The sequence below is a fragment of the Sphingomonas sp. BK036 genome (assembly GCF_004216825.1).
Taxonomy (GTDB): Bacteria; Pseudomonadota; Alphaproteobacteria; order Sphingomonadales; family Sphingomonadaceae; genus Sphingomonas.
The window spans coordinates 377087-402318 of record NZ_SGXR01000006.1; the positions used below are offsets into that span (position 1 = coordinate 377087).

The following is a 25232-nucleotide window of genomic DNA, read 5'->3' on the forward strand; positions in this document are numbered from 1 at the left end:
CGATGCCATGCGTCATCAGGATTGCGCAAACTGCCCGCGAAACGTAACCGGACGCGCGAGTGGAGGACGAAAATGAGCGAACCATTGCGTGTGGCCCTTGCCGGGCTCGGGACCGTCGGTGGCGGTGTGATCCGATTGCTGGATGCGAACCGCGAGTTGATTGCGCGGCGGGCCGGGCGCGAGATCGAGATCGTCGCGGTCTCCGCGCGCGATCGCGGCAAGGATCGCGGCGTCGATCTGTCGCGCTTCGCATGGGTCGACGACACGACCGCGCTCGCCAAACAGCCGGGCGCCGACGTGGTGGTCGAGCTGATCGGCGGGTCGGACGGCCCGGCGCTGACGCTGGCGCGCAGCACGCTGGCGGCGGGACGCAATTTCGTCACCGCGAACAAGGCGATGATCGCGCATCACGGGCTTGAGCTGGCGCAGGCGGCCGAAGCCGCGGGGGTCGCGTTGAAGTTCGAGGCGGCGGTCGCAGGCGGGATCCCGGTCATCAAGGGCCTGCGCGAAGGCGCCGCGGCGAACGAGATCGCGCGCGTCTACGGCATCCTCAACGGCACCTGCAATTTTATCCTGTCGAAGATGGAATCCGAAGGCCGCGATTTCGCCGAGGTGCTCGCCGAGGCGCAGGCACTGGGGTTTGCCGAATCCGATCCGAGCTTCGACATCGACGGCGTCGACGCGGCGCACAAGCTGTCGATCCTGGCGGCGGTCGCGTTCGGGACTCAACCGGCGTTCGACGATGTCGCGATCAGCGGCATTCGGCACCTGCTGGGCGCGGACATCGCCGAGGCGGCGGCACTCGGCTACCGCGTGCGATTGCTCGGGCTGGCGGAGGCGGGCGCGGATGGGTTGTTCCAGCGCGTGCATCCGCATCTCGTGCCGATCGATCATCCGCTCGCGAACGTCACCGGATCGCTCAATGCCGTGGTGGCCGAGGGCAACTTCGTCGGCCGGCTGCTGTTCCAGGGCGCAGGGGCGGGCGATGGTCCGACGGCGAGCGCCGTGGTCGCCGACCTGATCGACATCGCGCGCGGTGAGTTCGGACCGCCGTTCGCGATGCCGGTCGCCTCGCTGTCGGCCGCGCCCAAGGCGGACAGCGGAGAGCGGCGGGGACGCGCCTATCTGCGCTTCACCGTGGCGGACCGGGTCGGCGTCCTCGCGGAGATCGCGGCGGCGATGCGCGATGCAGGCGTGTCGATCGAGAGCCTGATCCAACGCGGGGCGATTTCGGATGGCAGCGTGCTGGTGGCGATCGTCACGCATGAAAGCCCCGAACGCTCGATCGCGCAGGCGCTGGAGAAGTTGCGCGGGTCGCAGAGCCTCGTCGGTCAGCCGATGTGGATGCATATCCTGGATTGAGCGGGGCGGGCGGCTACCTTCATGGCCTCCACCCCGGCGAAGGCCGGCGCCCAATTGGGGGACGGTACTAAAGAAGGGCACGCGTCGTTACTGCGTCCACGCCAATTGGGCCCCGGCCTTCGCCGGGGTGGAGGACAGTAACGCAGTCTCCTGCTTGTTCTCCCGCGAAGGCGGAAGCCCAGACTGGGTCCCCGCCTTCGCGGGGATACATGGAAGGCCGAACTTACCTAACCGGTTCGTCCAGCACGATCGGGACTCGGTTCGCCTTGTCCGGCTTCTTCCGGAATTTTCGCCCGACGTCGCGGAGCAGCGCCATCGGATCCTTCCCTTCGCCATTCTCGCAACAGCTGTGCGGATCTATCAGCGCGCCGATGCCCCGGATCAGCACGACCGGGACGGTCAGCAGGTCGACCCCGGTGCAGCCACCCGGCGGGCAGACGGGGCCGGCATTGTCGAGCGCCGCGCGCGGATCGCCGGTGGGCTGGCGCGGGCGATCCTGCGGCAGGCGTTCGTCGGGGAGCGGGAGGCGTGGCGCGGGGGTACCGTTGGTACCGCAGACGACGACCTCGGACGGGCTCGAACCGGGGCAGGCGGGCGGGGTGAGGATCGACCAGCTTTGCGGCGGCGGGGCGACTATCGGGGTGGCGGATGCGGTCGCGGATGGCAGCACCAAGGCCGCCAGGATCATCGCGCGCGCCATCCTAGTTTACGGTGCCGACCGGGCCATCGAGGTCGATCGGTACGCGGCCCCGCTTGTCCGGCGCTTTCGCGAGTGCGCCCTTGATCAGCCCGACCGCCGCTTTGGCGATCGGGGCGATCGGCGGTCCGAAGCCGACCCGGCACCCCCATTGGGTGGCCGCACAGGGCGTGTTCTCCAGTTGCAGCGCGCGCACAGCGCTCAGTTCGGGATTGGAGGCGACCGCGTGGTCGGATGGCCCGCGATCGTCGCGCATCGGCAGGCGTGGCGTGGTCGTCGCCGATTTGCCGCAGACGACCACCTCGTTGCCGTCCTCAGTCTGCGTGGCGCACGGATCGACGAGGATCGAGAATCGCTGGGGGACAGGCGGCGACACGGGGCGGCAGCGGTTGCGGACAGCTGAAGCAGCGCGGACAGGACGGGAGCGAGTATGATCGGAATCCTTAGGGCGCAGGCTTGCGGAACGACGTGCCGCCCCCGCCGCCAACGGTCATGGTGACGCCCGCCATGCCGCCGCCGACCTGGAACGGGCCCAGATCGGCAAGCGGCGTGGTACGGCGGAGCAGGCGGGTGCGTTCGTCGCGGAGGCTTTCATGCGCCGGATCGCCGGGATCGTGGACGATGAAAGGAACGCGGAACCGATCGGCGGTCCGCAAACCGCAGACCGTGATGTCGGTCGCGTCCGCGCTCGGGGTACAGGTCTGCTCGGCCGCCATCCGCGCCTTGGCAACGGCCATGAGCGGGTCCTCGATCAGCATCGACAACAAGATCGCGAGCATCGGCGCCTCCCGGACAGACGCGTAGACTGAGCGCGTTCGTCGACGGGGGCAAGCGTCATTCGCCGATCGGGGCGACGCCGAGCCGTGGAATATCGATTGCGGGGCAGCGGTCCATCACGACCTGCAAGCCGGCCGCCTCAGCACGCGCAGCCGCCTCCTCGTTGATCACCCCCAGCTGCATCCACACCGCCTTCGCGCCAGCCGAGATCGCCTGGTCGACCGCGTCGCCAGCCGCGGCCGAATTGCGAAAGATGTCGACGATATCGATCGGGTCGCCGAGCTGCGACAAGTCGCGAAACACGAACTCGCCATGGACATGCTCGCCGGTAATCTGCGGATTGACCGGGATCACGCGGTACCCATGCGCCTGGAGCTTGGCCATCACGCCGTAGGAGGGCCGGTCGGGACGATCGGAGGCGCCGATCATCGCGATCGTCCGCGCGCCCTCGAGCAGCGCCTTGATGTCGGCATCGGCGGTCAACGGCATCGATGCCTCCTATCGGGGTAAACCTGGTCCGCTCGTACCGCAACTCTACGCGTCGGGTACGACCGGTAATGAGACAACGTCGATCAGCCCCGCGGGTTTCACAGTTTTCCGAGCCATGCGACGACCTGAGCGGCAATCGGCATGAATATCCGATCGTCGGGGTCCGCCGCGGGCGGCGTACCCGCGTCGGAGGCGGTGCGGATCCCGATTTTCAGCGGCACGCGGCCGAGGAACGGGATGCCCAGTTCGCGGGCCGCCGCCTCCGCGCCGCCATGGCCGAACGGGTCCGACGCCTCGCCGCAGTGCGGACAGACATAGCCCGCCATGTTTTCGACAAGGCCGATGATCGGAATCCCTGCCTTCTCGAACAGGTCGATCGCGCGGCGCGCGTCGATCAGTGCGAGATCCTGCGGGGTGGACACGATCACCGCACCCGCGGGCCGGTATTTCTGGACCATCGTCAGCTGCACGTCGCCGGTGCCGGGGGGCAGATCGAGCACGAGCGTGTCGGTCACGCCCCAGTCCGCCTCGACCAGCTGGCCGAGCGCGCCTGCCGCCATCGGTCCACGCCACGCGATCGCCTTGCCCGGCTCGACGAGCTGCCCCATCGACAGCAACGGTACGCCATAGGGCGTCGGGACCGGATCGAGCACCTTGTCCTTGGCAGTCGGGCGGGTGCCTTCGACGTTCATCAGGCGCGGCTGCGACGGTCCGTAGATATCGGCATCGACCAGCCCGACGCGGCGCCCGGCGCGCGACATGGCGATCGCCAGGTTGGCGGCGAGCGTCGACTTGCCGACGCCGCCTTTGCCGCTGGCGACCGCGATCAGCCGGCGCGTCGAGCGTTCGGCGGTGACGGCGATCCGCACCTCGGTGACGCCGGGCTGAGTCGCTGCCATGCGGACGGTCGCCTCCAGCGCATCGCGGGCCTGCGGGTCTAGCCCGGTCGCATCGATGATGATGCCTGCACGCGTTCCTTCAAGCCGGACGGTCGCCCGCTTGCCCGCCACTGCGGCAACTGCCGCCTTTACCGCTTCTAGATCGATCATCGGGGCCAGATAGGGCCGCCGGGGCCGCTTGGCACTGTTTTTCCGCCGCCGCCTACCTATAAAGGTTAGCATGACGATCTTCTCGCGCTGGTTCCAGCGCCCCGATATCCTTGCCACCGAAACACCGAAAGGCCCCTGGGGCGGCTCGGGCGACGACGGCAAGACTGGCGGCAACGGTCCGCGCAATCCATGGGCGCTCCCCCCCGGCGGACGCAAACCTGCTGCCAAGCCCACCGCGCTCGACGAATTCCTGCGCAAGGCGCGGGGCTCGGGCGGCGGCGGTGGCGGCAATGGCGGTTTCGGCGGCATGCCGTCGGGCGCCAATGCTCGTGCGCTCTGGGCGATCGGCGTCGCGATCATCGCGGTCGTCTGGATCCTGTTCACCTCGGTGCACCAGATCGGCCCGCAGCAGCGTGGCGTCGTCACCTATTTCGGAAAATATGCCGGTACGCTCGATCCGGGCGTTCGCCTGACGATGCCCGCGCCGATCGCCGACGTGACGGTGGTCGACGTCCAGAAGATCCGCACCGACAATTTCCCCGTCGGCGATGGCGAAAATCTGACGCTGACCGGCGATCAGAACATCATCGACCTTGCCTATTCGGTGCGCTGGGACATCGCCGATCCGCGCGACTATGTGTTCCAGCTTGCCGAGCCGAACGACACCGTCCGCGCCGCCGCCGAGAGCGCGATGCGCGCGGTGGTCGCGACCACCACGCTCGACCAGGCAATCGGCACGGGGCGCACGGTGATCGAACAGCGCGTCGCCGAACTCACCCAGCAAATCCTCAACGACTACAAGTCGGGCGTCCGCATCCAGGGCGTCGCGATCAAGCAGGCGGCCGCGCCCGCGCGGATCGTCGAGGACTTCAACGCCGTCACCGCCGCGCAGCAGGAGGCGATCGCCAACCTCAACCAGTCGCGCTCCTATGCGCAGCAGGTCGTTGCGCGCGCGCAGGGCGAAGCCGCGTCGTTCGACAAGGTGTACGAGCAGTATAAGCTCGCCCCCGAAGTGACTCGTCGCCGCATGTATTACGAGACGATGGAGGCGGTGCTCGCCAAGAGCGACAAGACGATCGTCGAGACGCCGGGTGGGGTGGTGCCGTATCTACCGCTGTCGAACGCCAAGCGCCTGCCGAACCCAGAGGCTGTCCAGGCGACGCCAGCGCCGGCCGCGGCGACGGCTGCCCCCCAGTCTGGAGCTGCCCAGTGAACGCCGTGAGTTTCCGCAACCCGATCGTCGCCGGCATCGTCGCGCTGCTGTTGGTCATCCTGGCCGCATCGACATTCGCGATCGTCCCCGAGACCAAGCAGGCGGTGATCCTGCGGTTCGGCCAGCCGATCCGCACGGTGAACGCGTGGCAGCCCAACACCGCGTTCGGCCAGACCGGCGCGGGCCTGATCGCGCGCATCCCGTTCGTCGACCGGATCGTCTGGATCGACAAGCGCGTGCAGGATCTCGAACTCGACAATACGCTCGTGCTGTCGACCGACCAGCTTCGGCTCGAGGTCGATGCCTATGCGCGCTACCGGATCGTCGATCCGCGCAAGATGCGTAACGCGGTGGGCAGCGAGGACCGGATCCCCGATCAACTGCGCCCGATCCTCGGATCGGCGCTGCGCAACGAACTCGGCAAGCGGCGCTTCGTCGAACTGCTGAGCCCCGAGCGCTCCGAGCTGATGGACAACATCCAGAAGGGCCTCCAGCGCGTCGCCAGCCAATACGGCGTCGAGATCGTCGACGTCCGCATCAAGCAGGCGAACCTGCCCGTCGGCCTGCCGCTCGAAAGCGCGCTCAAGCGCATGTCGAGCGCGCGCCAGCAGGAGGCGATCACGATCCGCGCCGAAGGCCAGAAGCAGGCGCAGATCGTCCGCGCGCAGGCCGACGCGGATTCGGCGAAGATCTATGCCGAAAGCTTCGGCAAGGATGCCGACTTCTACGACTTCTACCGTGCGATGCAGTCGTACCGGCACACGTTCGGCGCGGATGGCGGGGCGGCACCCGAAGGATCGACGTCGATCATTCTTTCGCCGAACAACAGCTATCTGAGGGAATTCGAGGGCCGCGGGCGTTAAGCCTGCGGAACCTTCGAACGCCGTTCATATTCAAGCATCATTCAGGACGGCGTACCTACAGGGTACCTGTTTCGATTGATGAAACGAGAGGACAACATCTAGTGCGTTACGCCTACGCCATTACCAGTGCTCTTCTCCTCGGCGGCGCGACCGCCACGCTCGCGCTTCAGCCGAGCGGTGCGCAGGTCGCGCAGAACGAGCCGGGCGCGATCCAGGCCGTCTCCCCCAAGCCCGGCGCGCCGATGAGCTTTGCCGACATGGTCGCGCGGCTCCAGCCCGCCGTGGTCAACATCTCGACCAAGCAGACGATCGTCCAGAAGCAGCAGGCCAATCCGTTTGCGGGTACGCCGTTCGGCGACCTGTTCGGCGGCATGGGCGGCGGTGGCCAGGGCGGCGCGCCGGTCAAGCGCGAGGGCGCCTCGCTCGGCTCGGGCTTCCTGATCTCGCCCGACGGCTATGTCGTCACGAACAACCACGTGATCTCGCCGGGCGCGCAGGGCGCGACGGTCGATTCGATCACGGTGACGCTCAGTGACAAGAAGGAATATGTCGCCAAGGTCATCGGCAAGGATCAGGAATCGGATCTCGCGCTGCTCAAGATCGATGCCGCCAACCTGCCGTTCGTGAAGTTCGGCGATTCGAACGGTGCGCGCGTCGGCGACTGGGTCGTCGCGATCGGCGAGCCGTTCGGCCTGGGCGGCACCGTGACCGCGGGCATCGTCTCGGCGATCAACCGCGTCACCGGTCAGGGCGGTGCGTATGACCGCTTCATCCAGACCGATGCGTCGATCAACCAGGGCAACTCCGGCGGCCCGATGTTCGATCTGAACGGCAACGTGATCGGCGTGAACTCGCAGATCTTCAGCCAGTCGGGCGGCAATATCGGTATCGGCTTCGCGATTCCGGCGGCCGTTGCCAAGCCGATCATCGCCACCTTCATGAAGGGCGGCACGATCGAGCGCGGCTATATTGGCGTCCAGCTGCAGCCGGGCGGCACGATCAACGAGGATACCGCAGCCGCACTCGGCATCGCCAAGAACCAGGGCGAGCTGATCAACGACGTGACCGCAGGTGGCCCCGCGGCGAAGGCCGGCGTCCGCGCAGGCGACGTCGTGACCAAGGTCAACGGCCAGGTCGTCACGGTCGACCAGTCGCTGTCCTATCTCGTCTCCAACGTGAAGCCGGGCCAGACCGCGCGTCTCGACATCCTGCGCAACGGCAAGCCTGTCGTGGCCAACGTGGTCGTCGTACCACGTCCGAGCGCGGACAAGCTGGCAGCGACGCTGGGCGGCGATGCACAGGGCTTCGGCACCGACGATGGCGATGACGGCGATGATGCCACCACCGCCGCACCAACGGCCGGCGCGGTGCTCGGGATCGGCGTACAGCCGCTCACCCCGGCGATTGCGCAGGCGGTTGGCGTCGAGGCGAGCACGCAGGGCGTCGTCATCGCGGTCGTTGCGCAGACCAGCGACGCCTTTGGCAAGCTGAAGCGTGGCGACGTCATCATCTCGGTCAACGGCTCGCCCGTTCGCACGGCGGCCGACCTCCAGAACGCGGTCAACACCGCGAAGGCCGCGGGTCGCCCGCAGGTCCTGCTGCAGGTCAAGCGTGGACGCAGCCCTGCACAGTTCCTGCCGGTCAAGATCAAGTAATCCACGACCGACACGACTGACCCGAAAAGGACCGTCGCTCACCCGAGCGGCGGTCCTTTTTCTTTGCAGGCTACGGGGATAGGGTCGGTGCCGGATAACGAGGACGAGAGCATGAGCGACGGCATCTTCATCGGCGCGAGCGTGGACGGCAAGCCGCAGACGCTGGCGTTGAAGCGCGCGAACCGCCACGGCCTGATCGCGGGTGCGACCGGCACCGGCAAGACGGTGACGCTGCAGGGCATCATCGAGGGGTTCTCCGCAAACGGCGTGCCGTGCTTCGTCGCCGACGTGAAGGGCGACCTGTCCGGCCTCGCGATGGCGGGATCGCCGACCGCCAAGACGCATGCGACCTTTGCCGAGCGCGCGAAGGCGATCGGCGACGATGGCTGGGCCTATGCCGACACGCCGGTGCAGTTCTGGGATCTGTTCGGCGAGCAGGGGCATCCGATCCGCACCACGATCAGCGAGATGGGGCCGCTGCTGCTGTCGCGGCTGATGGATTTGAACGACGTGCAGGAGGGCGTGCTGACGATCGCCTTCCACGTCGCCGACAAGGAGGGGTTGCTACTGATCGATCTCGACGATCTGCAGGCGATGCTGACCGAATGTGCTGGCCGTGCGGACGAGCTGACGGTCACCTATGGCAACGTGTCGAAGCAGTCGATCGGCGCGATCCAGCGGTCGCTGCTCCAGTTGCGCACGCAGGGCGCGGAGAATTTCTTCGGCGAGCCCGCGCTCGACATGAACGATTTCATCGGCGTCGATGATCGCGGTCGGGGGATCGTCAACATCCTCGCCGCCGACAAGCTGATGGCTTCACCCAAGCTGTACGCGACGTTCCTGCTGTGGCTCATGAGCGAACTGTTCGAGCATCTCCCCGAGATCGGCGATCCCGACAAACCGGTGCTGTGCTTCTTCTTCGACGAGGCGCATCTGCTGTTCGACGACGCCCCCAAGGCGCTGCTCGAGAAGATCGAACAGGTCGTCCGGCTGATCCGGTCGAAGGGGGTGGGCGTGTATTTCATCACGCAGAACCCGATCGACATTCCCGACACCGTTGCAGGCCAGCTCGGCAACCGCGTCCAGCATGCGCTGCGCGCGTTCACGCCGCGCGATCAGGCGGCGGTGCGCGCGGCGGCAGAGACGTTCCGCGCCAATCCGGGCGTCGATGTCGCCACGATCATCACCGAGCTGAAGGTGGGCGAGGCGCTGGTGTCGCTGCTCCAGCCCGACGGCGCGCCGACTCCGGTCGAGCGGACGCTGATCAAGCCGCCCGCGTCGCGCGTCGGACCGATCACGCCCGCCGAGCGGAAAGTGATGATTGAGACCGACGCGATCGGCGCGAAATACGACACTTTGGTCGATCGCGAATCGGCGGAGGAATTGCTCGCCGCCAAGACCCAGGAGGCGAGCGCCGCAGCGGCCGAGGCGAAGGCGACGACTGAGGCGGAGAAGGCCGCGGCGGCGCAGGCGAAGGTCGACGCGCGGGCGGCGAAAGAGGCGGAACGCCAGCGCGTCGCGGACCAGCGCGAGGCGGACCGCCAGCAACGTGAAGCCGACCGCGAGGCGGCGAACTCGCCCTGGACCAAGATGGCGACGTCCGCGACGCGCGCGGCAAGCTCGTCGATCGGCCGGCAGGTGGCGAACGAGATCGGCAAACAGGTGTTCGGCACGACATCGCGCCGGCGGTCGTCGAGCGGCGGCCTGGTCGGCACCGTGCTGCGCGGGGTTTTAGGCGGCCTGTTCCGGGGGTAAGCTGTTAGCGTGACCGGGGGCGGGCTGCCCTAAAAACAACTATACCACCCCGGCGGAGGCCGGGGCCCAATTGGGAAACGGAGGTAACGTCGGGAGGCGTTCCGTTACATCCACCTTCCCGATTGGGCCCCGGCCTTCGCCGGGGTGGTGGTCAAGCCGTTCAAGGAGCCAAACCATGTCCCTCGATTTTGAATCCACAACCGACTGGACCAGCATTGGCGAGGACAGCCTCGACGATGCGATCACGCTGCGCCGCGCGATCCATGCCGACCCCGAAGTCGGCCTCCACTGCCCCCGCACCTCGGACAAGGTGAAGGCCGCGCTCGCCGGCCTCCCGCTCGAGATCCGCGAAGGCACGTCGACCACCGGCTTCGTCGCGATCCTGCGCGGCGGGCGCGGCGGCACCGCCGGCGGTAACGGGCGCACCGTCCTGCTGCGCGGCGACATGGACGCGCTGCCGATGCAGGAGGAAACCGGGCTCCCGTTTGCGTCGAAGATCGACGGCGCGATGCACGCCTGCGGGCATGATTCGCACACCGCGATGCTGGTCGGCGCGGCGAAAGCCTTGTGCGCCCGCCGCGACCAACTCCCCGGCACCGTCGTCTTCATGTTCCAGCCCGGCGAGGAGGGGCATCACGGTGCCCGCCACATGATCGCCGACGGCCTGCTCGATGCGCCGCTGCCCGAGGCCGGGTTCGCGCTGCACATCTCGCCCAACATGCCGATGGGGCATGTCGTCAGCCGCGCGGGTACGCTGATGGCCTCGACCGATACGCTGCGCGCGACGATCACCGGGCGCGGTGGCCATGCCGCGATGCCGCACGACTGCCTCGATCCGCTGCCGATCGCCTGCGAGATCGTCACCGCGCTCCAGACCTATGTCGCGCGGCAGGTGGCGGTCACCGATCCCGCGGTGCTGTCGATCACCAAGCTCAACGCCGGTAGCGCGCACAACGTCATCCCGTCGACCGTCGAGATGCTCGGCACGATGCGCACGCTGTCGGAGCGGACCCGCGAACAGGTCCGCGCGGCGTTCATCCGCATGGTCGAGGGCATTGCCGCCGCACATGGCGCAGTCGGTACGCCGACGATCGAGGAAGGCTATCCGGTCACCGTCAACGACGAGCGTGCGACCGATCTGATGAAGGCGTGCGCGACCGCGATCGGCGGCGAGGGCGCCTATCAGGTGATGCCGCCGATGATGGGCGCGGAGGACTTCTCGTACGTGCTCCAGAAGCTCCCCGGCGCGATGGCGTTCATCGGCGCCGCGCCCGAGGGCAGCGACCCGCGCACCAACCCGCCGCTCCACAACACCAAGATGACGATCGACGAACGCGTGATGGCGCACGGCATCGCGATGCACTGTGCGGTGGCGGAGCGGTTCCTGACGAACGGCTTCGACTGAGCCGCTCGCCGCATCCCCCCATTCCGCGGCGTCCTCCCACTCCGTCATCCTGACGAAAGTCAGGATCCAGGGTTACGGGCGATGCCGTGCTTGGCTCTGGATCCTGACTTTCGTCAGGATGACGGGGGGTAGTGACCGGGTTCTAGGGGCGGGCTCAGTTCAACGGCCGCGTAGTCCCCGCGTAATTCGCGACCGCGGCGGCCGCGTTCTGGATCAGCTTCTGCCGCTCCGGCATCGGCCGGATCGTGTCGCCGATCATTACCGCGATCGCATAGCGCCGGCCGTCGGGCGCGGTCAGCAGGCCGACATCGTTGAAGCCCGCGTTGCGCCGGCCGAGATCCTGCCCCGTCCCGGTCTTGTGCGCAATCTCCCACCCGCCGGGCAGCGCCGCGCGCAGCCGGGCACGGCCGGTGACCGACCGGCCCATCGTATCGAGCAGGATCTTGGTCGACGTCTCGGACAGCAGATCCCCCTTCGCCAGCCGCGCAATGGCATCGGCGATCGCGATCGGCGCAGCGCCGTCGGGCGGATTGCGCACATAGGCGTCGAGCGCGGCGGCGCGCACTGCCGGCGACAGCTGGTTGCGCGCAGTCAGGAAGCCGCCATTGACGGCGTAGGAGGGCTGCCAGACGAGCCCCGCGGTCCCGCTCTGCAACAGCCGTTCGCCGGGCCCGAACCGGATCGCGCCGAGCTGCTTGCGCGCAATCATCGACCGCACCGCGGCCGACCCGCCGACGCGCGTGAGCAGCCGGTCGTTCGCGGTATTGTCGCTATGCGTCAGCGCGCGCGTGAGCAGGTCGCCGACCGTCGTGCGATAGCCATCGCCCTTGACCAGCATCGCGATCGGCTGGTGGAAGAGAGTGAGGTCCTGCGGGCGGACCACGATCGGCTCGTCGAGGCGGATCCTGCCCTGGTCGCGCAGGTCCATGACGGTCAGCGCGACCCAAAGCTTGCTGACCGATTGCTGCGGCAGCAGCTGGCGCCCGCCCGCCTCGACCGTCCAGCCGTCGTCGACCGCGCGCACCGCGATGCCTGCCTTGCCCTGGAAGCCGCTTTGTAGTTCGGAAATCGCGTTGACCAGGCTGGCAGGCGCGGGGCGCGCCGTGCGCGGCAGCGGCGGCGGCACCGGAATCGAGACGAATCCCCCGGCCTGACTCACCGGGCTGACCGCAGGCGGGGTGGGCCGCGATGCCGATCCACATCCGGCGAGCGCCACACCGAATAGGGTGGTTGCCAGAAGACGCTTGAACGCACTCGCCGATGTCATGATGGATTGAAGGCCCTGCACTGGAGCATCGATCCTTATCGGTTGCTCGGGCGCGCGAAACAGCACCTCCGCACCGCTGCGACGAAGCGCGCGGGGGTTGCGCCCAATCGCGCCGCGATCAGGGAACGAGAACCGTGTCGACCGCATCGGGCAACGTGTCGGGATAATCGAGCGTGAAATGGAGCCCGCGGCTTTCATGCCGGTGCAGCGCGGACCGGACGATCAGCTCGGCGGTCTGGAGCAGGTTGCGCAGTTCGATCAGGTCGGGCGTGACGCGAAAATGCTGGTAATATTCGGCCACCTCGTCGTTGAGCAGCTTGATCCGGTGCTGCGCGCGTTCGAGCCGTTTGGTCGTGCGGACGATGCCGACGTAATTCCACATGAATCGGCGGATCTCGGTCCAGGTCTGCTTGATCACCACCTCTTCGTCGGAATCGGTGACGCGGCTTTCGTCCCAGGGACGGATCGGCGGGGGCGGGGGCAGGCTGTCCCACGCGGCGGCGATGCTGTCCGCGGCCGCCTCGCCGAACACGAAGCATTCGAGCAGCGAGTTGGACGCGAGCCGGTTCGCGCCGTGCAGACCCGATTCGGTGCATTCGCCCGCGGCATACAGGCCGGGCAGGTCGGTCTTGCCATGTTCGTCGACGACGATCCCGCCGCACGTGTAATGTTGCGCAGGGACGACCGGGATCGGCTGCGTGGTCATGTCGATGCCGACCGTCAGCAGCTTCTCGTGGATGTTCGGGAAGTGGTGGCGGATGAAGTCGGCGGGCATGTGGCTGATGTCGAGATGGACGTAGTCGAGACCATAGCGCTTGATCTCCGCGTCGATCGCGCGCGCGACGATATCGCGGGGGGCAAGTTCCATCCGCGCAGCGTCGTAATAGGTCATGAAGCGCTTGCCCGTCGACGGGTTGATCAACCGCCCACCCTCACCGCGAACCGCCTCGGTGATCAGGAAATTCTTGACCTCCAGATTGTAGAGGCAGGTCGGGTGAAATTGCATCATTTCCATGTTTGAGACCCGCGCACCCGCCCGCCACGCCATCGCGATCCCGTCGCCGGTCGCGCCGCGCGGCGCGGTCGAGAACAGATAGGTCCGCCCGGCGCCGCCCGTCGCCAGGATCGTCGCGCGCGCCGTGTAAAGGCCAACGCGCTCGGTCTTGCGGTCGACCGCGTACACCCCCCACACATTGCCCGCGCCCGAATAGCGTAGCTCGTGCCGCCCGGTCGCGAGGTCGATCGCGATCTGATCGGGCACGAGCGTGATGTTGGGATGCGCCTCGGCCGCGCGTTGCAGCGCCTCCTGCACCGCCCACCCGGTCGCATCGGCGACATGGACAATCCGGCGATGGCTGTGCCCGCCTTCGCGCGTCAGGTGGAGCGCGTTGCCCTCGGTCTCGAACGGCACGCCGAGATGGCTGAGCCGCTCGATCGCGGCGGGGGCGCCCTCGACGACCATCTCGACGATCGCGCGGTCGTTAAGGCCGGCGCCCGCGACCATCGTGTCCTCGACATGATTCTCGAACGTGTCGCCGGGTTCGAGCACCGCGGCGATCCCGCCCTGTGCCCAGGCGGTCGACCCTTCGTTGAGCGCGCCCTTGGCCAGCACCGTCACGGTAAAGCGGTCGGCGAGGGTGAGCGCGGCGGTCAGTCCGGCGGCACCCGATCCGACGATGAGGATATCGCTGGTCATGCCGGTCGTGACGGAAGGCTGCGCATCGTCGCGCGACAAGGGGAGAAAATCCTGCATTGCGCCGCTGTGGCACAAAAGTGGGGCGACAGGACAGGCCGCGTGCGTCGATCGCTTTGCACGTCGATGCGCGAACCCGGATGCCGGGGGTCGAACATGGGTCGGATCGCGCCTAGGCTGTAGCGCGTGACGAATTATGACGCGCGCTTCTGGAGTCTCGCCGCCGGCCTGTCGGGCATGGCCGGCTATGTCGACGCGATCGGCTTTCTCAAGCTGGGTGGCCTGTTCGTCTCGTTCATGAGCGGCAATTCGACTCAGCTCGCGGTCGGTGCCGTGCTCGATCCGCCGATGGCGGCGATGGCGGGGCGGCTCGTGCTCGGGTTCATCGGCGGGGTCGTCGTGGGCACGTTGCTGTCCGAGATCGCCGGCCGCTATCGCAAGCCCGCCGTCCTGGTCTTCGTCGCCGCAGTCCTGGCGATCGCCGCGGGCATCGACGGCCGCGCCTCGATCGGCTGGACGACGACCATGATGGCAGCGGCGATGGGATCGGCGAACACCGTCTTCCAGCGCGCGGGCGAGGTCAGCATCGGCGTGACCTATATGACCGGAACGCTCGTCAAGTTCGGCCAGCGGCTGGCGGGCGCGATGATTGGCGGGCCGCGCTGGGCGTGGCTGCCTTATCTGGTGCTATGGGGCGCGCTGGTTGGCGGGGCGGTCGGCGGTGCGCTCGCCTATGCGCGGCTGGGCACCGACGGGTTGTGGATCGCCGCCTTGGTCGCGATCGCGCTGGCTGGCTATGCCGCAGCGCTCGGTCCTGCCGAACCTGCAGGCGCCCGACACCTGCCCGCGGTTTAGCACCTGCCGCGACGTCAGGCGTTGGCGGCGCGCGTCAGGCTCAGGAACACGTCCTCGAGATCGGGTTCCTTGGTCGAGACGTCGACGATGCCGAACCCGCCGCCCTGGATCGCGGCCAGGACTTCGCCGGCGTTCACGCGATCCTTCTTGTAGGTGATCTCGAGCGTGCGATCGCCCTTGAGCGTGATCTTCTCGAAGCAAACGTTCGCCGGGACATCGGTCACGTCTCGGTCGACGGTGACCGCGACGATCTTTTCCTGCGCTTTGCCGACCAGCTCACGCGTGGGTTCGTTGGCGATCAGGCGACCGTTGTTGATGATCGCGATCCGGTCGCAGAGTTCCTCGGCTTCCTCGAGATAATGCGTGGTGAGGACCACCGTCACGCCCGCCGCGTTGAGGCTGCGGACATAGGTCCAGAGTTGCTGGCGCAGCTCGATATCGACGCCCGCGGTCGGCTCGTCGAGGACGAGGACGGGGGGCGAGTGGACCATCGCCTTGGCCACCATCAGGCGGCGTTTCATGCCGCCCGACAGCGTGCGCGCATAGGCGTGCGCCTTGTCCTCGAGATGCACCGCGCGGAGCAGCTCCATCGTGCGGCGCTTCGCCTTGGGCACGCCGTAGAGCCCGGCCTGGATCTCCAGCGTCTCGAACGGCGAGAAGAACGGATCGAACAGGATCTCCTGGTTGACGATACCGATCGACGCCTTGGCGTTGCGCGGATGCTCGTCGGTGTCGAAGCCCCAGATCGCCGCGCTGCCGTCGGTCTTGTTGACCAGGCCAGCCAGGATATTGATCAGCGTCGACTTGCCCGCGCCGTTCGGGCCGAGCAGCCCGAAGATCTGGCCGCGCGGCACGTCGAACGTCACGCCGTCGAGCGCGCGCTTGGGTGCCGCCGTGCCGACGGGGGCATAGGTCTTGCAGAGATTGGTGATGGCGATCGCGGCTTCGGTCATGGTGGCGGCATAGCGGGGCGGGAAGGGCGGGTCATCCCCTCGGGTGTCGCAAAGAAGATTTGTTCGCGCGGAGGCGCGGAGACGCGGAGTTGTCGCATCCAGCCTGTCGGTCGGGAGACCCACCTCCTGTTCCGCCGTTCCTAATGTGGAGGTCGCTTCGCGATAAGCGCTACACCTCCGCGTCTCCGCGTCTCCGCGTCTCCGCGCGAACCCATTCTTCCTTCTTGCCGACACAGAAGAACCAATTGCCCGCCCCGCCCGCGCTTGCTATCGCGCCCGCATGCATCCGCCGCTCGAAATCACCCGCGTCACCCACGCCCGCGTCGCCTGCGATGGCGCCACCGACATTCCCGGCGGCGCAGCGCTCGGCCACCCGCGTGTCTGGTTGCAGATCGACGAGACCGGCTATGTCGATTGCGGCTATTGCGACCGGCGTTTCATCTTGGTTGGCGGGGCCGCCGATGGCGCGGACCAGTCGACATTGCGCGACCATGGGGATGGCGCGGGCCGCTAAGCCCCTTATATCTATCGGATGACGATAGCTGCAGACCCCCGCTCGTTCCTCTACCGCGACACGCTCGACCCCGAGCAGGCGCAGGCGCTGACCGCCAAGGCGCTCGGCAAGGCCGATGACGGCGAACTCTATCTCCAATATCGCAAGGCCGAGGCGTTCGGGTTCGACGACGGCCGGCTGAAGACCGCGTCCTACGACACGAGCTCGGGCTTCGGCCTGCGCGCGGTGTCGGGCGAGATGACCGCGTTCGCGCATTCGAACGAAATGACCCCCGCTGCGATCCGCCGCGCCGCCGAGACGATGGCACTGATTGAGCCGGGCGTCGCCGCGAAGGCGGGGCCGCCACAGGGTACCAACCGACACCGCTACACCGCCGCTGACCCGCTCGATCTCGTGCCGTTCGCGGACAAGGTGAACCTGTGCCAGACGATCGACGCCGCCGCGCGCGCGCGCGATCCGCGCGTCGCGCAGGTGTCGGTCAGCCTGTCGGGGACGTGGTCGGTCGTCGAGATCGTCCGCGCCGACGGCTTCATCGCGACCGACGTTCGGCCGCTGGTGCGGCTCAACGTGTCGATCGTCGCCGAGCAGAATGGCCGGCGCGAGACGGGCAGCTACGGGATCGGTGGCCGCTATCTTTACACCGACCTGTTCCAGCCCGAGACGTACAACCGCGCGATTGACGAGGCTCTGTCGCAGGCGCTGGTCAATCTCGAGTCGATCGCGGCGCCGGCGGGCGAGATGACCGTGCTGCTCGGCAATGGCTGGCCCGGCATCCTGCTGCACGAGGCGATAGGCCACGGGCTCGAGGGCGACTTCAACCGCAAGGGGACGTCGGCCTTCTCCGGCCGCATCGGCGAGCGCGTCGCGGCCGAAGGCGTGACCGTGGTCGATGACGGATCGCTCCAGGATCGCCGTGGATCGTTGACGATCGACGACGAGGGTACGCCGACGCGCGAGACTGTGCTGATCGAGGACGGCATCCTCAAGGGCTATATGCAGGACCGGCTCAACGCGCGGCTGATGGGCGTCGAGGCGACGGGCAATGGCCGCCGCGAAAGCTATGCGCACGCGCCGATGCCGCGGATGACCAACACCTTCATGAAGGCGGGCAACGACGATCCCGCCGAGTTGCTGAGCCGGGTCAAGAAGGGCATCTTCGCCAAGGCGTTCGGCGGCGGGCAGGTCGACATCGTGTCGGGCAAGTTCGTGTTCAGCTGTACCGAGGCGTATCTGGTCGAGGACGGCAAGCTGGGCGCGCCGATCAAGGGCGCGACGCTGATCGGCGACGGACCGAGCTCACTCACAAAGGTGCGCGGCATCGGCAACGACTTCGCGCTCGACGAGGGTATCGGGATCTGCGGCAAGGGCGGGCAGTCGGTGCCGGCCGGCGTTGGGCAGCCAACGTTGCTGGTCGACGGGCTTACGGTCGGCGGGACGGCCGCTTAATAGCCTGAGATCAGCATATCGAGTGCGGCCTTGATCTCGAACTGTGCCGCCTCGAGCGTGGTCACGATGGCTTCGATATCGCGGACGTCGATTGCGCGGGCTAGCGGCGTCGCCATCGTCAGGGCTTGGCCGTTGATTGTGAAGCTCGGTGTCAGCCTCTTGAAGATGACGGCGTCGGTTGGACGGAGCGGCACCACGAAGCGCGTCTGCAGGTCTGACAGCAGGTCTGATTGGCAATCAATGGCCAGCACGTTGCCTCGGATTCGATAGACGTCGAACTGTGCCATTCAGAGCGGCCGCAGATGCGCGAGCGGATCGCCATTCTCGTCGTACCAGCGGTTCCAGCTGTCGAGCGCTTCACGATTCTCTTCCTTCCAGCGCCGCTCCTGCTCAACCTTCGTGGCGTGCCGGATCGCTTGTTCGCTGATCTGCGAAAGGTTGAGTCCCGCTTCCCGTGCCGCCGCGACAATGCCAGTATCCAGCGACATATTGACCGATTTGCGCTTGCCGGTGGCGATGGGATCATGCTTCATGCGCACAAGTTATGCGCGTAGCTGGCGCGCGTCAATTCGGAGTCGATCGATGGAATTCTTTCCCGCGCTCACCGACGACCACCGCGCGTTCGTCGCGCGGCAACCGGTGTTCTTCGTTGCGACGGCGGCGGAGGGCGCGCGGATCAACCTCAGTCCGAAGGGGATGGACAGCTTTCGCGTGCTCGATGCGAACACGGTTGCGTATCTCGATGTCGGGGGCTCGGGGAACGAGACCAACGCACATCTGGCCGCGGATGGGCGGATCACGATCATGTTCTGCGCCTTCGATCAGCCGGCGCTGATCTTCCGCATCTATGGCACGGGTCGCCCGGTGCTGCCGCAGGATGCGGAATGGGCGGACCTGTATGCGAAGTTCACGCCTCTGCCGGGCACGCGACAGATCTTCGTGATCGCGGTGAGCGAAGTGCAGACGAGTTGCGGCTGGGGCGTGCCGTTCATGACGCTGGAGCGCGAGCGGCAGACGCTGTCGAAATATCACGCGAAGCAGACCGAGGCCGAACGGATCGAGGAATTCGCCGGCCCCGTCGCGAGCATCGACGGGTTGCCGGTTCGGCTTGCGACGGTCTTGCCGGACGGTGGCGGAGTGTGACCTCTGGCATCTGGGTGTCGGCTATATCCGTAGCAATCGCACCACCCCGGCGAAGGCCGGGGGCCAGTTGGAAAGGTCCAGGTAAACGGGGGACCGTCCGCCGTTACGTCTGTTCCCCAACTGGGCCCCGGCCTTCGCCGGGGTGGTGCTTGCTGCCGAGTGGGGACACACGCTCCCCTACGACGGCTTGGTCCCTACGACGGCTTGGCGCGATCCTCGCGGGCGTAGTCTTACCGCCCCGCGCTGACCCGCCAGATCACGTTGCCGACGTCGTCCGCCACCAGCAGGCCACCGGTCTTGTCCGTGATGACGCCAACCGGGCGGCCCTGCGCGTCGCCGTCTTTGTTCAGGAACCCACCGAGCACATCGACGGGCTTGGCGTTCGCTGTAGGGAAGCCCGTGTCGCCGAACGGCACGTAGACCACCTTGTAACCCGAGACGGGCTTGCGGTTCCACGAGCCATGTTCGCCGACGAACACCCCGTTGGCGAACTTCTCGCCGAGCTTTGCATCGGCCGAGAAGGTCAGGCCAAGTGCCGCGACATGCGGCCCCAGCGCATAGTCCGGACGCTTCGAATATTGCTGGAGTGCCGGATTCTTTGGCTCCACCCGGCTATCGGGATAGCCGCCCCAATAATACCAGGGCCACCCGAAGTTATCGCCAAATTCGACCTGCGTCATGTAATCCGGGGCGAGGTCGGAGCCAAGCATGTCGCGCTCGTTGACGACGGTCCACAGCCCGCCCGACTTGGGGTTGATCGCCATGCCATTGGGGTTGCGCAGCCCCGCGGCGTAGATCCGCCAGTTCTTGTCCTTCGGCCAGACCTGCAGGATGTTCGCGCGGTATTTCTCGGCATCCATGCCGTTCTCGGCGATGTTCGACGACGAGCCGACGCCGACATACAGCGTCTTGCCGTCCGCGGCCGTGATGACGTTGCGCGCCCAGTGGTTGCCGCCTGGGTTGAGCTTGATGACGAGCTCGGGCTTGGCGGTGATTTTCGTCGCACCGTCGGTATAGGGCACGCGGACGAGCGCGTCGGTGTTGCCGATATAGAGCTGGCCATCGAGCAGCGTCATGCCGAACGGCGAGTTGAGGCCGGTCATGAACACGGACTTCGTCTCCGCGACGCCATCGCCGTTCGCGTCACGCAGCAGCGTGATACGGTTGGCCGAGGGCACGCCGGCGCCGGCGCGGCCCATCAGCACCTTCATCACCCAGCCGGTGATCCCCCCGCCTTCGCGCGGCGGCGAGTTGGTCTCGGCGACCAGCACGTCGCCATTGGGGAGGCGGTACATCCAGCGCGGGTGATCGAGGCCGGTCGCGAATGGCTGCACCTTCAGCCCGGCGGCGGGGGTCGGCATCGCGCCGTTCTGCCAGCCGACGACCTTGGCGACCTTGACGGTGGGGATCGTCTGGATGCGCGGATCGGTGATCTTGGGCAGCTTGCCGGCGACCTGATCGACCGACAGCTCGGCCGTGTCGGGCCAGGCGAGATAGGTAACGCCCCCGGCGATCACGAGAAGGATCAAGCCGAGGACGATGAGGATGTGTTTGCGCATGAGGAGGAGATTAGGGGGGCGAGAGGGCGGGGGCAATGGTTACGGTGCCCCCGCGTTGCCCCAACACTTGCCCCCTCCGTCATCTCAGCGAAAGCGGGGATATCTACGAGGCAAATGCGGTGGCCCGAACCCGAATGTCCCAGCTTTCGCGGCGATGTTTGTCGGAGCGCCGTGGTAGCGTTGGGCGCTCTGGAACGACCATGACGGCACGGGGGTAACAGCACGGCGACACGTCCGTCAGTCGTCATCCTCAACCGGCACCACCGGCGGATGCAGGCGCAACCGATTGATGCGCCGCTCGTCCGCATCGGTGATCTCCAGCTTCCACCCGCTGGGATGATCGACGCATTCGCCGACTTGCGGCACGTGGCCGGCCAACAACGCCGCCAATCCACCCAGCGTGTCGATATCGCCATCGACCTCGGCCAGGCGCGCATCGATCAGCTCGGCTGCGTCTTCCAGCTCGGCGCGCGCGTCGACGTCCCAGGCGCCGCCTTCGATCGGTGTCATCAGGACCTGCGGCGCGTCGTCATGCTCGTCCTCGATATCGCCGACGATCTCCTCGATCAGGTCCTCGAACGTGACGAGGCCTTCGGTACCCGAATATTCGTCGAGCACGATCGTCAGGTGGACATGCTTCTGCCGCATATCGGCAAGCAGATCGAGCGCGCCACGCGACATCGGCGCGTATAGCGGCTCGCGGATCAGCCCCGCGATCGACGCAGGGTGTTCGACGCCGGTCGCCAGAATGTTGAAGACGTCCTTAATGTGGACCATGCCGATGATCGTATCGAGGTTGTCGCGGTAGACGGGCAGGCGGCTGTGGCCGGCTTCGGCGAACAGCTTGACGAGGTCGGCGAACGGGGTGTCCTCCTCGACCGCGATGATGTCGGCGCGCGGCACGCCGACATCGCCTGCGTCACGCTCGCTAAAATGCAGCAGGTTGCGGACCATCTGGCGTTCGAGCGGGGTGAGATCGCCCTTGGCATCGGGGGCGGGATCGCCCTCGTGCCGGTCGATCGCCTCCTCGAGCTGGTCGCGCAGCGATTCGTCGGGGGCGCCGAAGATCAGGCCTTTCAGCCCGCGCCAGATACTGTCGGTACTATCGCCGTTTCCGGCAGTGGGGCCATCGGCCATCGTGGTCGTCAGTCCTCTGTGATGAGATAGGGATCGTGGAGCCCGAGCGTGGCGAGCGCGTCGCGTTCGATCTGCTCCATACCCTCCGCCTCGTCGTCGTCGATATGGTCATAGCCTAGCAGATGCAGCGTACCGTGCACCATCAGATGCATCGCATGATCCTCGACCGAAATGCCGCGCTCCGCCGCCTCGGCGACGCAGACGCCGTGCGCGAGGATGATGTCGCCGAGCAGCACCTCGCCATCGTCCGAATTCTGCGTGATGGTCTCGAGCAGGTCGGCCTGCACCATCGGGAACGACAGCACGTTGGTCGGCTTGTCCTTCTGGCGATACTGCTTGTTGAGCGTGTGGACCTCATCGTCCGAGGCGAGCCGGAACGAGATCTCGACCGTGGCGGCGCTGGTCAGCAGCTGGCCGTGCGGCGTGCGCTCGATCGCCGCGGTCGCGGCGCGCTGGGCGAGGCCGTCCCAGTCCTGGTCGGGCCAGGGAGCCTCCGAAGAGAGCGCGATTTCGAGCATGCGGGTCCTTCCGGCGGAAACGTCAGGGCGAAATCATTACACATGCGGCAAAGTTCCGCACGCTTTACGGTATGCGGATGTCCGGCGGCTATCCCGGGGTCTCCGGAATAGCCGCGCGCGGATCAGGCGTCGCTGCCCTCATAGGCTTCGACCACGCGGCCGACGATCGGGTGGCGGACGACATCGCCGACGGTGAAGCGGCACATCGAGATGCTCTCGACCCCCTCCAGGCGCCGGACCGCGTCCGCCAGACCCGACGCCGCGACGCCGCCGGGAATGTCGACCTGCTTGGGATCGCCGCAGATCACCATCCGGCTGTTCTGGCCGAAGCGGGTGAGGAACATCTTCATCTGCGCGGGCGTGGTGTTCTGCGCTTCATCGAGGATCACGAACGCGTCCGCCAGCGTGCGGCCGCGCATGAACGCGATCGGTGCGACCTCGATCTCGCCGCTCGCGATGCGGCGTTCGACCTGCTCGGCGGGGAGGCAGTCGTAGAGCGCATCGTAGAGCGGGCGAAGATAGGGATCGACCTTCTCCTTCATATCGCCGGGCAGGAAGCCCAGACGCTCGCCCGCCTCGACCGCGGGTCGCGACAGGATGAGCCGCTGGACGCTGCCGGTGATGAGCTGCTGGACCGCCTGCGCGACCGCGACATAGGTCTTGCCGGTGCCTGCTGGTCCGAGCGCGAAGATCATGTCGTTGTTGGTCAGCTCGCGCATGTAATGCGCCTGGGCCGGCGTGCGGGGGACGATCGTCTTTTTCCGCGTGCGGATCATGATCGGGGGGGCAGCGCCGCCGCCGGCATCCGCGCGGATGATCCCTTCGAGCACGGGTTCGTCGGCCATCGCGATCGAGGCGTCGACGAGGCCGGTGTCGACATCCTCGCCGCGCTGGATCCGAGCATAGAGATCGTGGAGCACGTCGCGCGCCTTGGCGACCTGTTCCGCGGTGCCCTCCAGCCCGATCTTGTTACCGCGTGCGGTGATGTACACGCCGAGGCGATTTTCGAGCGCCACGAGATTCTGGTCGTACTGGCCGAAGAGCCGGACGAGAAGTTGGGGCTTGTCGAACAGCAGTTCGACTCGGGCGCGGTCACCGGACTGGGCGGGAACGGGTTTACGGCTCATGCGGTCCTTTCGGGGGCAGGCGTGTCGGATCGATGATCGGGTATGGTCGAGCCGGCACGCATCACGCCTGGGATGGCGTTCGACCAGAGATGAGCATGGGAGCCCGCGCGTTCAAGCGGCGCCGGGGCGCCTGCGTAGAGATGATTCGAGTCGCGTGGGCGAAGCTGCATCGGGGGCGAGTGTGGCAGGGGATTTGGGTGGGGGACAGCGAAATCGCGGGGGGGCTGTGGGGACGGCCGTCGGGTGTTGCCGTGGGGACTCAGTCGGAGGCTGCTTGATCCTACCCCGTAAGGGGGAGGTGGCGCCGTAGGCGACGGAGGGGGAGGATGCGCAACGGCGGTTTCCCTTTCCTCCCCCTCCGTCAGGCTGCGCCTGCCACCTCCCCCTGGCGGGGGAGGATCAGAACGCAGCTTAGGCGGCTTCGGCGATGCGTTCGATGCCGGTCAGCGAGTTGGGGCCGGCGGCGGCGAGGGTTACCTCTACCAGGTCGCCGATCGCGTGGTCGCCGATCAGGTGGACCGATTGCAGCCAGGGCGACTTGCCGATCAGCTGGCCGGGGAGCTTGCCGGGGCGTTCGAGCAGCACGGTGCAGGTGCGGCCGACCGTGGCGGCGTTGAAGGCGTGCTGGTCGCGGTTGAGCGCGGCCTGGAGGCGCTGGAGACGCTCGTCCATCACCGCCTCGGGCACCTGCTCGACGATCGACGCGGCGGGGGTGCCGGGGCGCGGGCTGTATTTGAAGCTGTAGGCCTGCGCATAGCCGACCGCGTCGACCAGGCTCAGCGTATCCTCGAACTCGGCATCAGTCTCGCCGGGGAAGCCGACGATGAAGTCGCCCGACAGCGCGATGTCGGGGCGCACCGCGCGGACTCGGTCGAGCAGGCGGAGATAGGAGTCGCGGGTGTGCGACCGGTTCATCGCCCTGAGCACGCGGTCGCTGCCCGCCTGGACGGGGAGGTGGAGGAACGGCATCAGGCTTTCGACGTCGCGGTGCGCGTCGATCAGGCCCTGCGTCATGTCGTTGGGATGGCTGGTGGTGTAGCGAATGCGCGCGAGGCCGGGGATGCGGTCGAGGTCGCGGATCAGGTCGTGGAGGCCGCGCTCGTCTTCGCTCCACGCGTTGACGTTTTGCCCGAGCAGCGTGATCTCGCGCGCGCCGGCGTCGACCAGGGCCTTGGCCTCGTCGACGATCGCCGCGAAGGGGCGGCTGATTTCGGCGCCGCGCGTGTAGGGGACGACGCAATAGGTGCAGAACTTGTCGCAGCCTTCCTGCACGGTCAGGAACGCAGACGGCGTGACTTTCCGGCGGGTCGGGAGCGCGCCGAACTTCGACAGCAGCGGCATGTCTGTGTCGAGCGACGGCGTGCCCGCGGCGGCCTTGGCGACGAGGTCGGGGAGGTTGTGATAGGCCTGCGGACCGACGACGACGTCGACCTTGGCGCGGGTGAAGATCTCCTGCCCCTCGGCCTGCGCGACGCAGCCGGCGACCGCGATCATCGGCGTCTTGCCGTTCTTGCGCAGCTGGTCCTTCCGCAGGCGGCCGATGTCCGAATAGACTTTTTCGGTCGCGCGTTCGCGGATGTGGCAGGTGTTGAGCACGACGATGTCGGCGTCGACCGCATCGGCCTGGGTCATCCCGTCGGCGGCCATCAGTTCGGCCATGCGCTCGCCGTCATAGACGTTCATCTGGCAGCCGAACGACTTGACGTGGTAGGTCTTGGGTTTCGAGGTCATGCGCGCGCCCTATCAAATTTGCGG

Annotated in this window: 25 protein-coding genes; 10 read left to right on the forward strand and 15 right to left on the reverse strand. The window is 67.1% G+C overall.

The genetic code is table 11. From position 1 onward, the window contains the following. The first annotated feature begins 72 nt into the window (after positions 1–72). A complete protein-coding gene (locus tag EV283_RS14985; protein WP_130326651.1) occupies positions 73–1362 on the forward strand; it encodes a homoserine dehydrogenase in 1290 nt (429 codons plus the stop codon). A 223-nt stretch (positions 1363–1585) separates the two neighbouring features. Here the strand turns inward: EV283_RS14985 and EV283_RS14990 are convergent, their stop codons facing one another. The 5 genes from EV283_RS14990 to EV283_RS15010 form a co-directional block, all read right to left on the reverse strand. Then, entirely contained in the window at positions 1586–2050 is a 465-nt protein-coding gene (locus EV283_RS14990; RefSeq protein WP_130326653.1) for a hypothetical protein, read from the reverse strand. 13 nt (positions 2051–2063) lie between these two features. Then, entirely contained in the window at positions 2064–2435 is a 372-nt protein-coding gene (locus tag EV283_RS14995) for a hypothetical protein (protein WP_130326655.1), read from the reverse strand. A 67-nt stretch (positions 2436–2502) separates the two neighbouring features. Further along, complete coding sequence (locus EV283_RS15000) at positions 2503–2838, reverse strand: hypothetical protein (protein WP_130326657.1); 336 nt, start codon at positions 2836–2838, stop codon at positions 2503–2505. A 55-nt stretch (positions 2839–2893) separates the two neighbouring features. Further along, positions 2894–3325 (reverse strand): CoA-binding protein, encoded by a 432-nt coding sequence (locus EV283_RS15005; RefSeq protein ID WP_130326659.1) that lies wholly within the window; start codon positions 3323–3325, stop codon positions 2894–2896. Between the two features lie 98 nt (positions 3326–3423). After that, the gene (locus EV283_RS15010; protein WP_130326661.1) at positions 3424–4374 is read right to left on the reverse strand and encodes an Mrp/NBP35 family ATP-binding protein; all 951 of its coding nucleotides are present in this window, start codon (positions 4372–4374) and stop codon (positions 3424–3426) included. A 70-nt stretch (positions 4375–4444) separates the two neighbouring features. Between EV283_RS15010 and EV283_RS15015 the strand changes: the two genes are divergently transcribed. The 5 genes from EV283_RS15015 to EV283_RS15035 all read left to right on the forward strand — a co-directional run bounded on the left by EV283_RS15015 (position 4445) and on the right by EV283_RS15035 (position 11265). Next, on the forward strand, positions 4445–5587 hold the full coding sequence (locus tag EV283_RS15015) for a protease modulator HflK (protein ID WP_056416729.1): 1143 nt from the start codon (positions 4445–4447) through the stop codon (positions 5585–5587). Continuing rightward, complete coding sequence (locus EV283_RS15020; protein WP_234422781.1) at positions 5584–6450, forward strand: protease modulator HflC; 867 nt, start codon at positions 5584–5586, stop codon at positions 6448–6450. The genes EV283_RS15015 and EV283_RS15020 overlap by 4 nt, the downstream gene beginning before the upstream one ends. A 101-nt stretch (positions 6451–6551) precedes the next feature. Continuing rightward, the gene (locus EV283_RS15025; RefSeq protein WP_130326663.1) at positions 6552–8105 is read left to right on the forward strand and encodes a Do family serine endopeptidase; all 1554 of its coding nucleotides are present in this window, start codon (positions 6552–6554) and stop codon (positions 8103–8105) included. Positions 8106–8216: 111 nt separating this feature from the next. Beyond that, the gene (locus EV283_RS15030; protein ID WP_130326665.1) at positions 8217–9860 is read left to right on the forward strand and encodes a helicase HerA-like domain-containing protein; all 1644 of its coding nucleotides are present in this window, start codon (positions 8217–8219) and stop codon (positions 9858–9860) included. Positions 9861–10035: 175 nt separating this feature from the next. After that, positions 10036–11265, forward strand: coding sequence for a M20 family metallopeptidase (locus EV283_RS15035; RefSeq protein ID WP_130326667.1), 1230 nt, complete (start codon positions 10036–10038; stop codon positions 11263–11265). Between the two features lie 154 nt (positions 11266–11419). On the opposite strand, the gene EV283_RS15040 is transcribed toward EV283_RS15035, so the two are convergent. Continuing rightward, positions 11420–12532 (reverse strand): serine hydrolase, encoded by a 1113-nt coding sequence (locus EV283_RS15040; protein ID WP_130326669.1) that lies wholly within the window; start codon positions 12530–12532, stop codon positions 11420–11422. A gap of 118 nt (positions 12533–12650) precedes the next feature. Further along, complete coding sequence (nadB, locus tag EV283_RS15045; RefSeq protein ID WP_130326984.1) at positions 12651–14228, reverse strand: L-aspartate oxidase; 1578 nt, start codon at positions 14226–14228, stop codon at positions 12651–12653. Between the two features lie 183 nt (positions 14229–14411). Here nadB and EV283_RS15050 point away from each other — a divergent pair, with 183 nt between their 5' ends. Continuing rightward, positions 14412–15080, forward strand: coding sequence for a DUF1275 family protein (locus EV283_RS15050; RefSeq protein WP_130326671.1), 669 nt, complete (start codon positions 14412–14414; stop codon positions 15078–15080). Between the two features lie 14 nt (positions 15081–15094). On the opposite strand, the gene EV283_RS15055 is transcribed toward EV283_RS15050, so the two are convergent. Continuing rightward, positions 15095–16033, reverse strand: a complete 939-nt coding sequence (locus EV283_RS15055) for an ABC transporter ATP-binding protein (RefSeq protein WP_130326673.1) — start codon at positions 16031–16033, stop codon at positions 15095–15097. A gap of 280 nt (positions 16034–16313) precedes the next feature. On the opposite strand from EV283_RS15055, the gene EV283_RS15060 reads away from it, so the two are divergent. Both EV283_RS15060 and tldD read left to right on the forward strand, forming a co-directional pair. Continuing rightward, on the forward strand, positions 16314–16547 hold the full coding sequence (locus tag EV283_RS15060) for a zinc-finger domain-containing protein (RefSeq protein ID WP_130326675.1): 234 nt from the start codon (positions 16314–16316) through the stop codon (positions 16545–16547). Between the two features lie 18 nt (positions 16548–16565). Next, on the forward strand, positions 16566–17993 hold the full coding sequence (gene tldD, locus EV283_RS15065; RefSeq protein ID WP_130326677.1) for a metalloprotease TldD: 1428 nt from the start codon (positions 16566–16568) through the stop codon (positions 17991–17993). Here the strand turns inward: tldD and EV283_RS15070 are convergent. After that, positions 17990–18280, reverse strand: a complete 291-nt coding sequence (locus tag EV283_RS15070) for a CcdB family protein (RefSeq protein WP_130326679.1) — start codon at positions 18278–18280, stop codon at positions 17990–17992. The two genes, tldD and EV283_RS15070, sit on opposite strands and share 4 nt — an antisense overlap. Beyond that, a complete protein-coding gene (locus EV283_RS15075; RefSeq protein ID WP_130326681.1) occupies positions 18281–18526 on the reverse strand; it encodes a type II toxin-antitoxin system CcdA family antitoxin in 246 nt (81 codons plus the stop codon). 49 nt (positions 18527–18575) lie between these two features. Here EV283_RS15075 and EV283_RS15080 point away from each other — a divergent pair, with 49 nt between their 5' ends. Next, a complete protein-coding gene (locus EV283_RS15080) occupies positions 18576–19136 on the forward strand; it encodes a pyridoxamine 5'-phosphate oxidase family protein (RefSeq protein WP_130326683.1) in 561 nt (186 codons plus the stop codon). Between the two features lie 230 nt (positions 19137–19366). Here the strand turns inward: EV283_RS15080 and EV283_RS15085 are convergent, their stop codons facing one another. The 5 genes from EV283_RS15085 to miaB all read right to left on the reverse strand — a co-directional run bounded on the left by EV283_RS15085 (position 19367) and on the right by miaB (position 25208). Beyond that, entirely contained in the window at positions 19367–20695 is a 1329-nt protein-coding gene (locus EV283_RS15085) for a sorbosone dehydrogenase family protein (protein WP_130326684.1), read from the reverse strand. A 237-nt stretch (positions 20696–20932) separates the two neighbouring features. Continuing rightward, the gene (locus tag EV283_RS15090; RefSeq protein WP_130326686.1) at positions 20933–21832 is read right to left on the reverse strand and encodes a hemolysin family protein; all 900 of its coding nucleotides are present in this window, start codon (positions 21830–21832) and stop codon (positions 20933–20935) included. Between the two features lie 8 nt (positions 21833–21840). Next, entirely contained in the window at positions 21841–22350 is a 510-nt protein-coding gene (gene ybeY, locus EV283_RS15095) for an rRNA maturation RNase YbeY (protein WP_130326688.1), read from the reverse strand. 122 nt (positions 22351–22472) lie between these two features. After that, positions 22473–23477 carry a PhoH family protein gene (locus tag EV283_RS15100; protein ID WP_056409148.1) on the reverse strand — a complete coding sequence of 335 codons (1005 nt, stop codon included), beginning with the start codon at positions 23475–23477 and terminating at the stop codon, positions 22473–22475. A 411-nt stretch (positions 23478–23888) separates the two neighbouring features. After that, positions 23889–25208, reverse strand: a complete 1320-nt coding sequence (gene miaB, locus EV283_RS15105; RefSeq protein WP_130326690.1) for a tRNA (N6-isopentenyl adenosine(37)-C2)-methylthiotransferase MiaB — start codon at positions 25206–25208, stop codon at positions 23889–23891. Positions 25209–25232 lie beyond the last annotated feature (24 nt).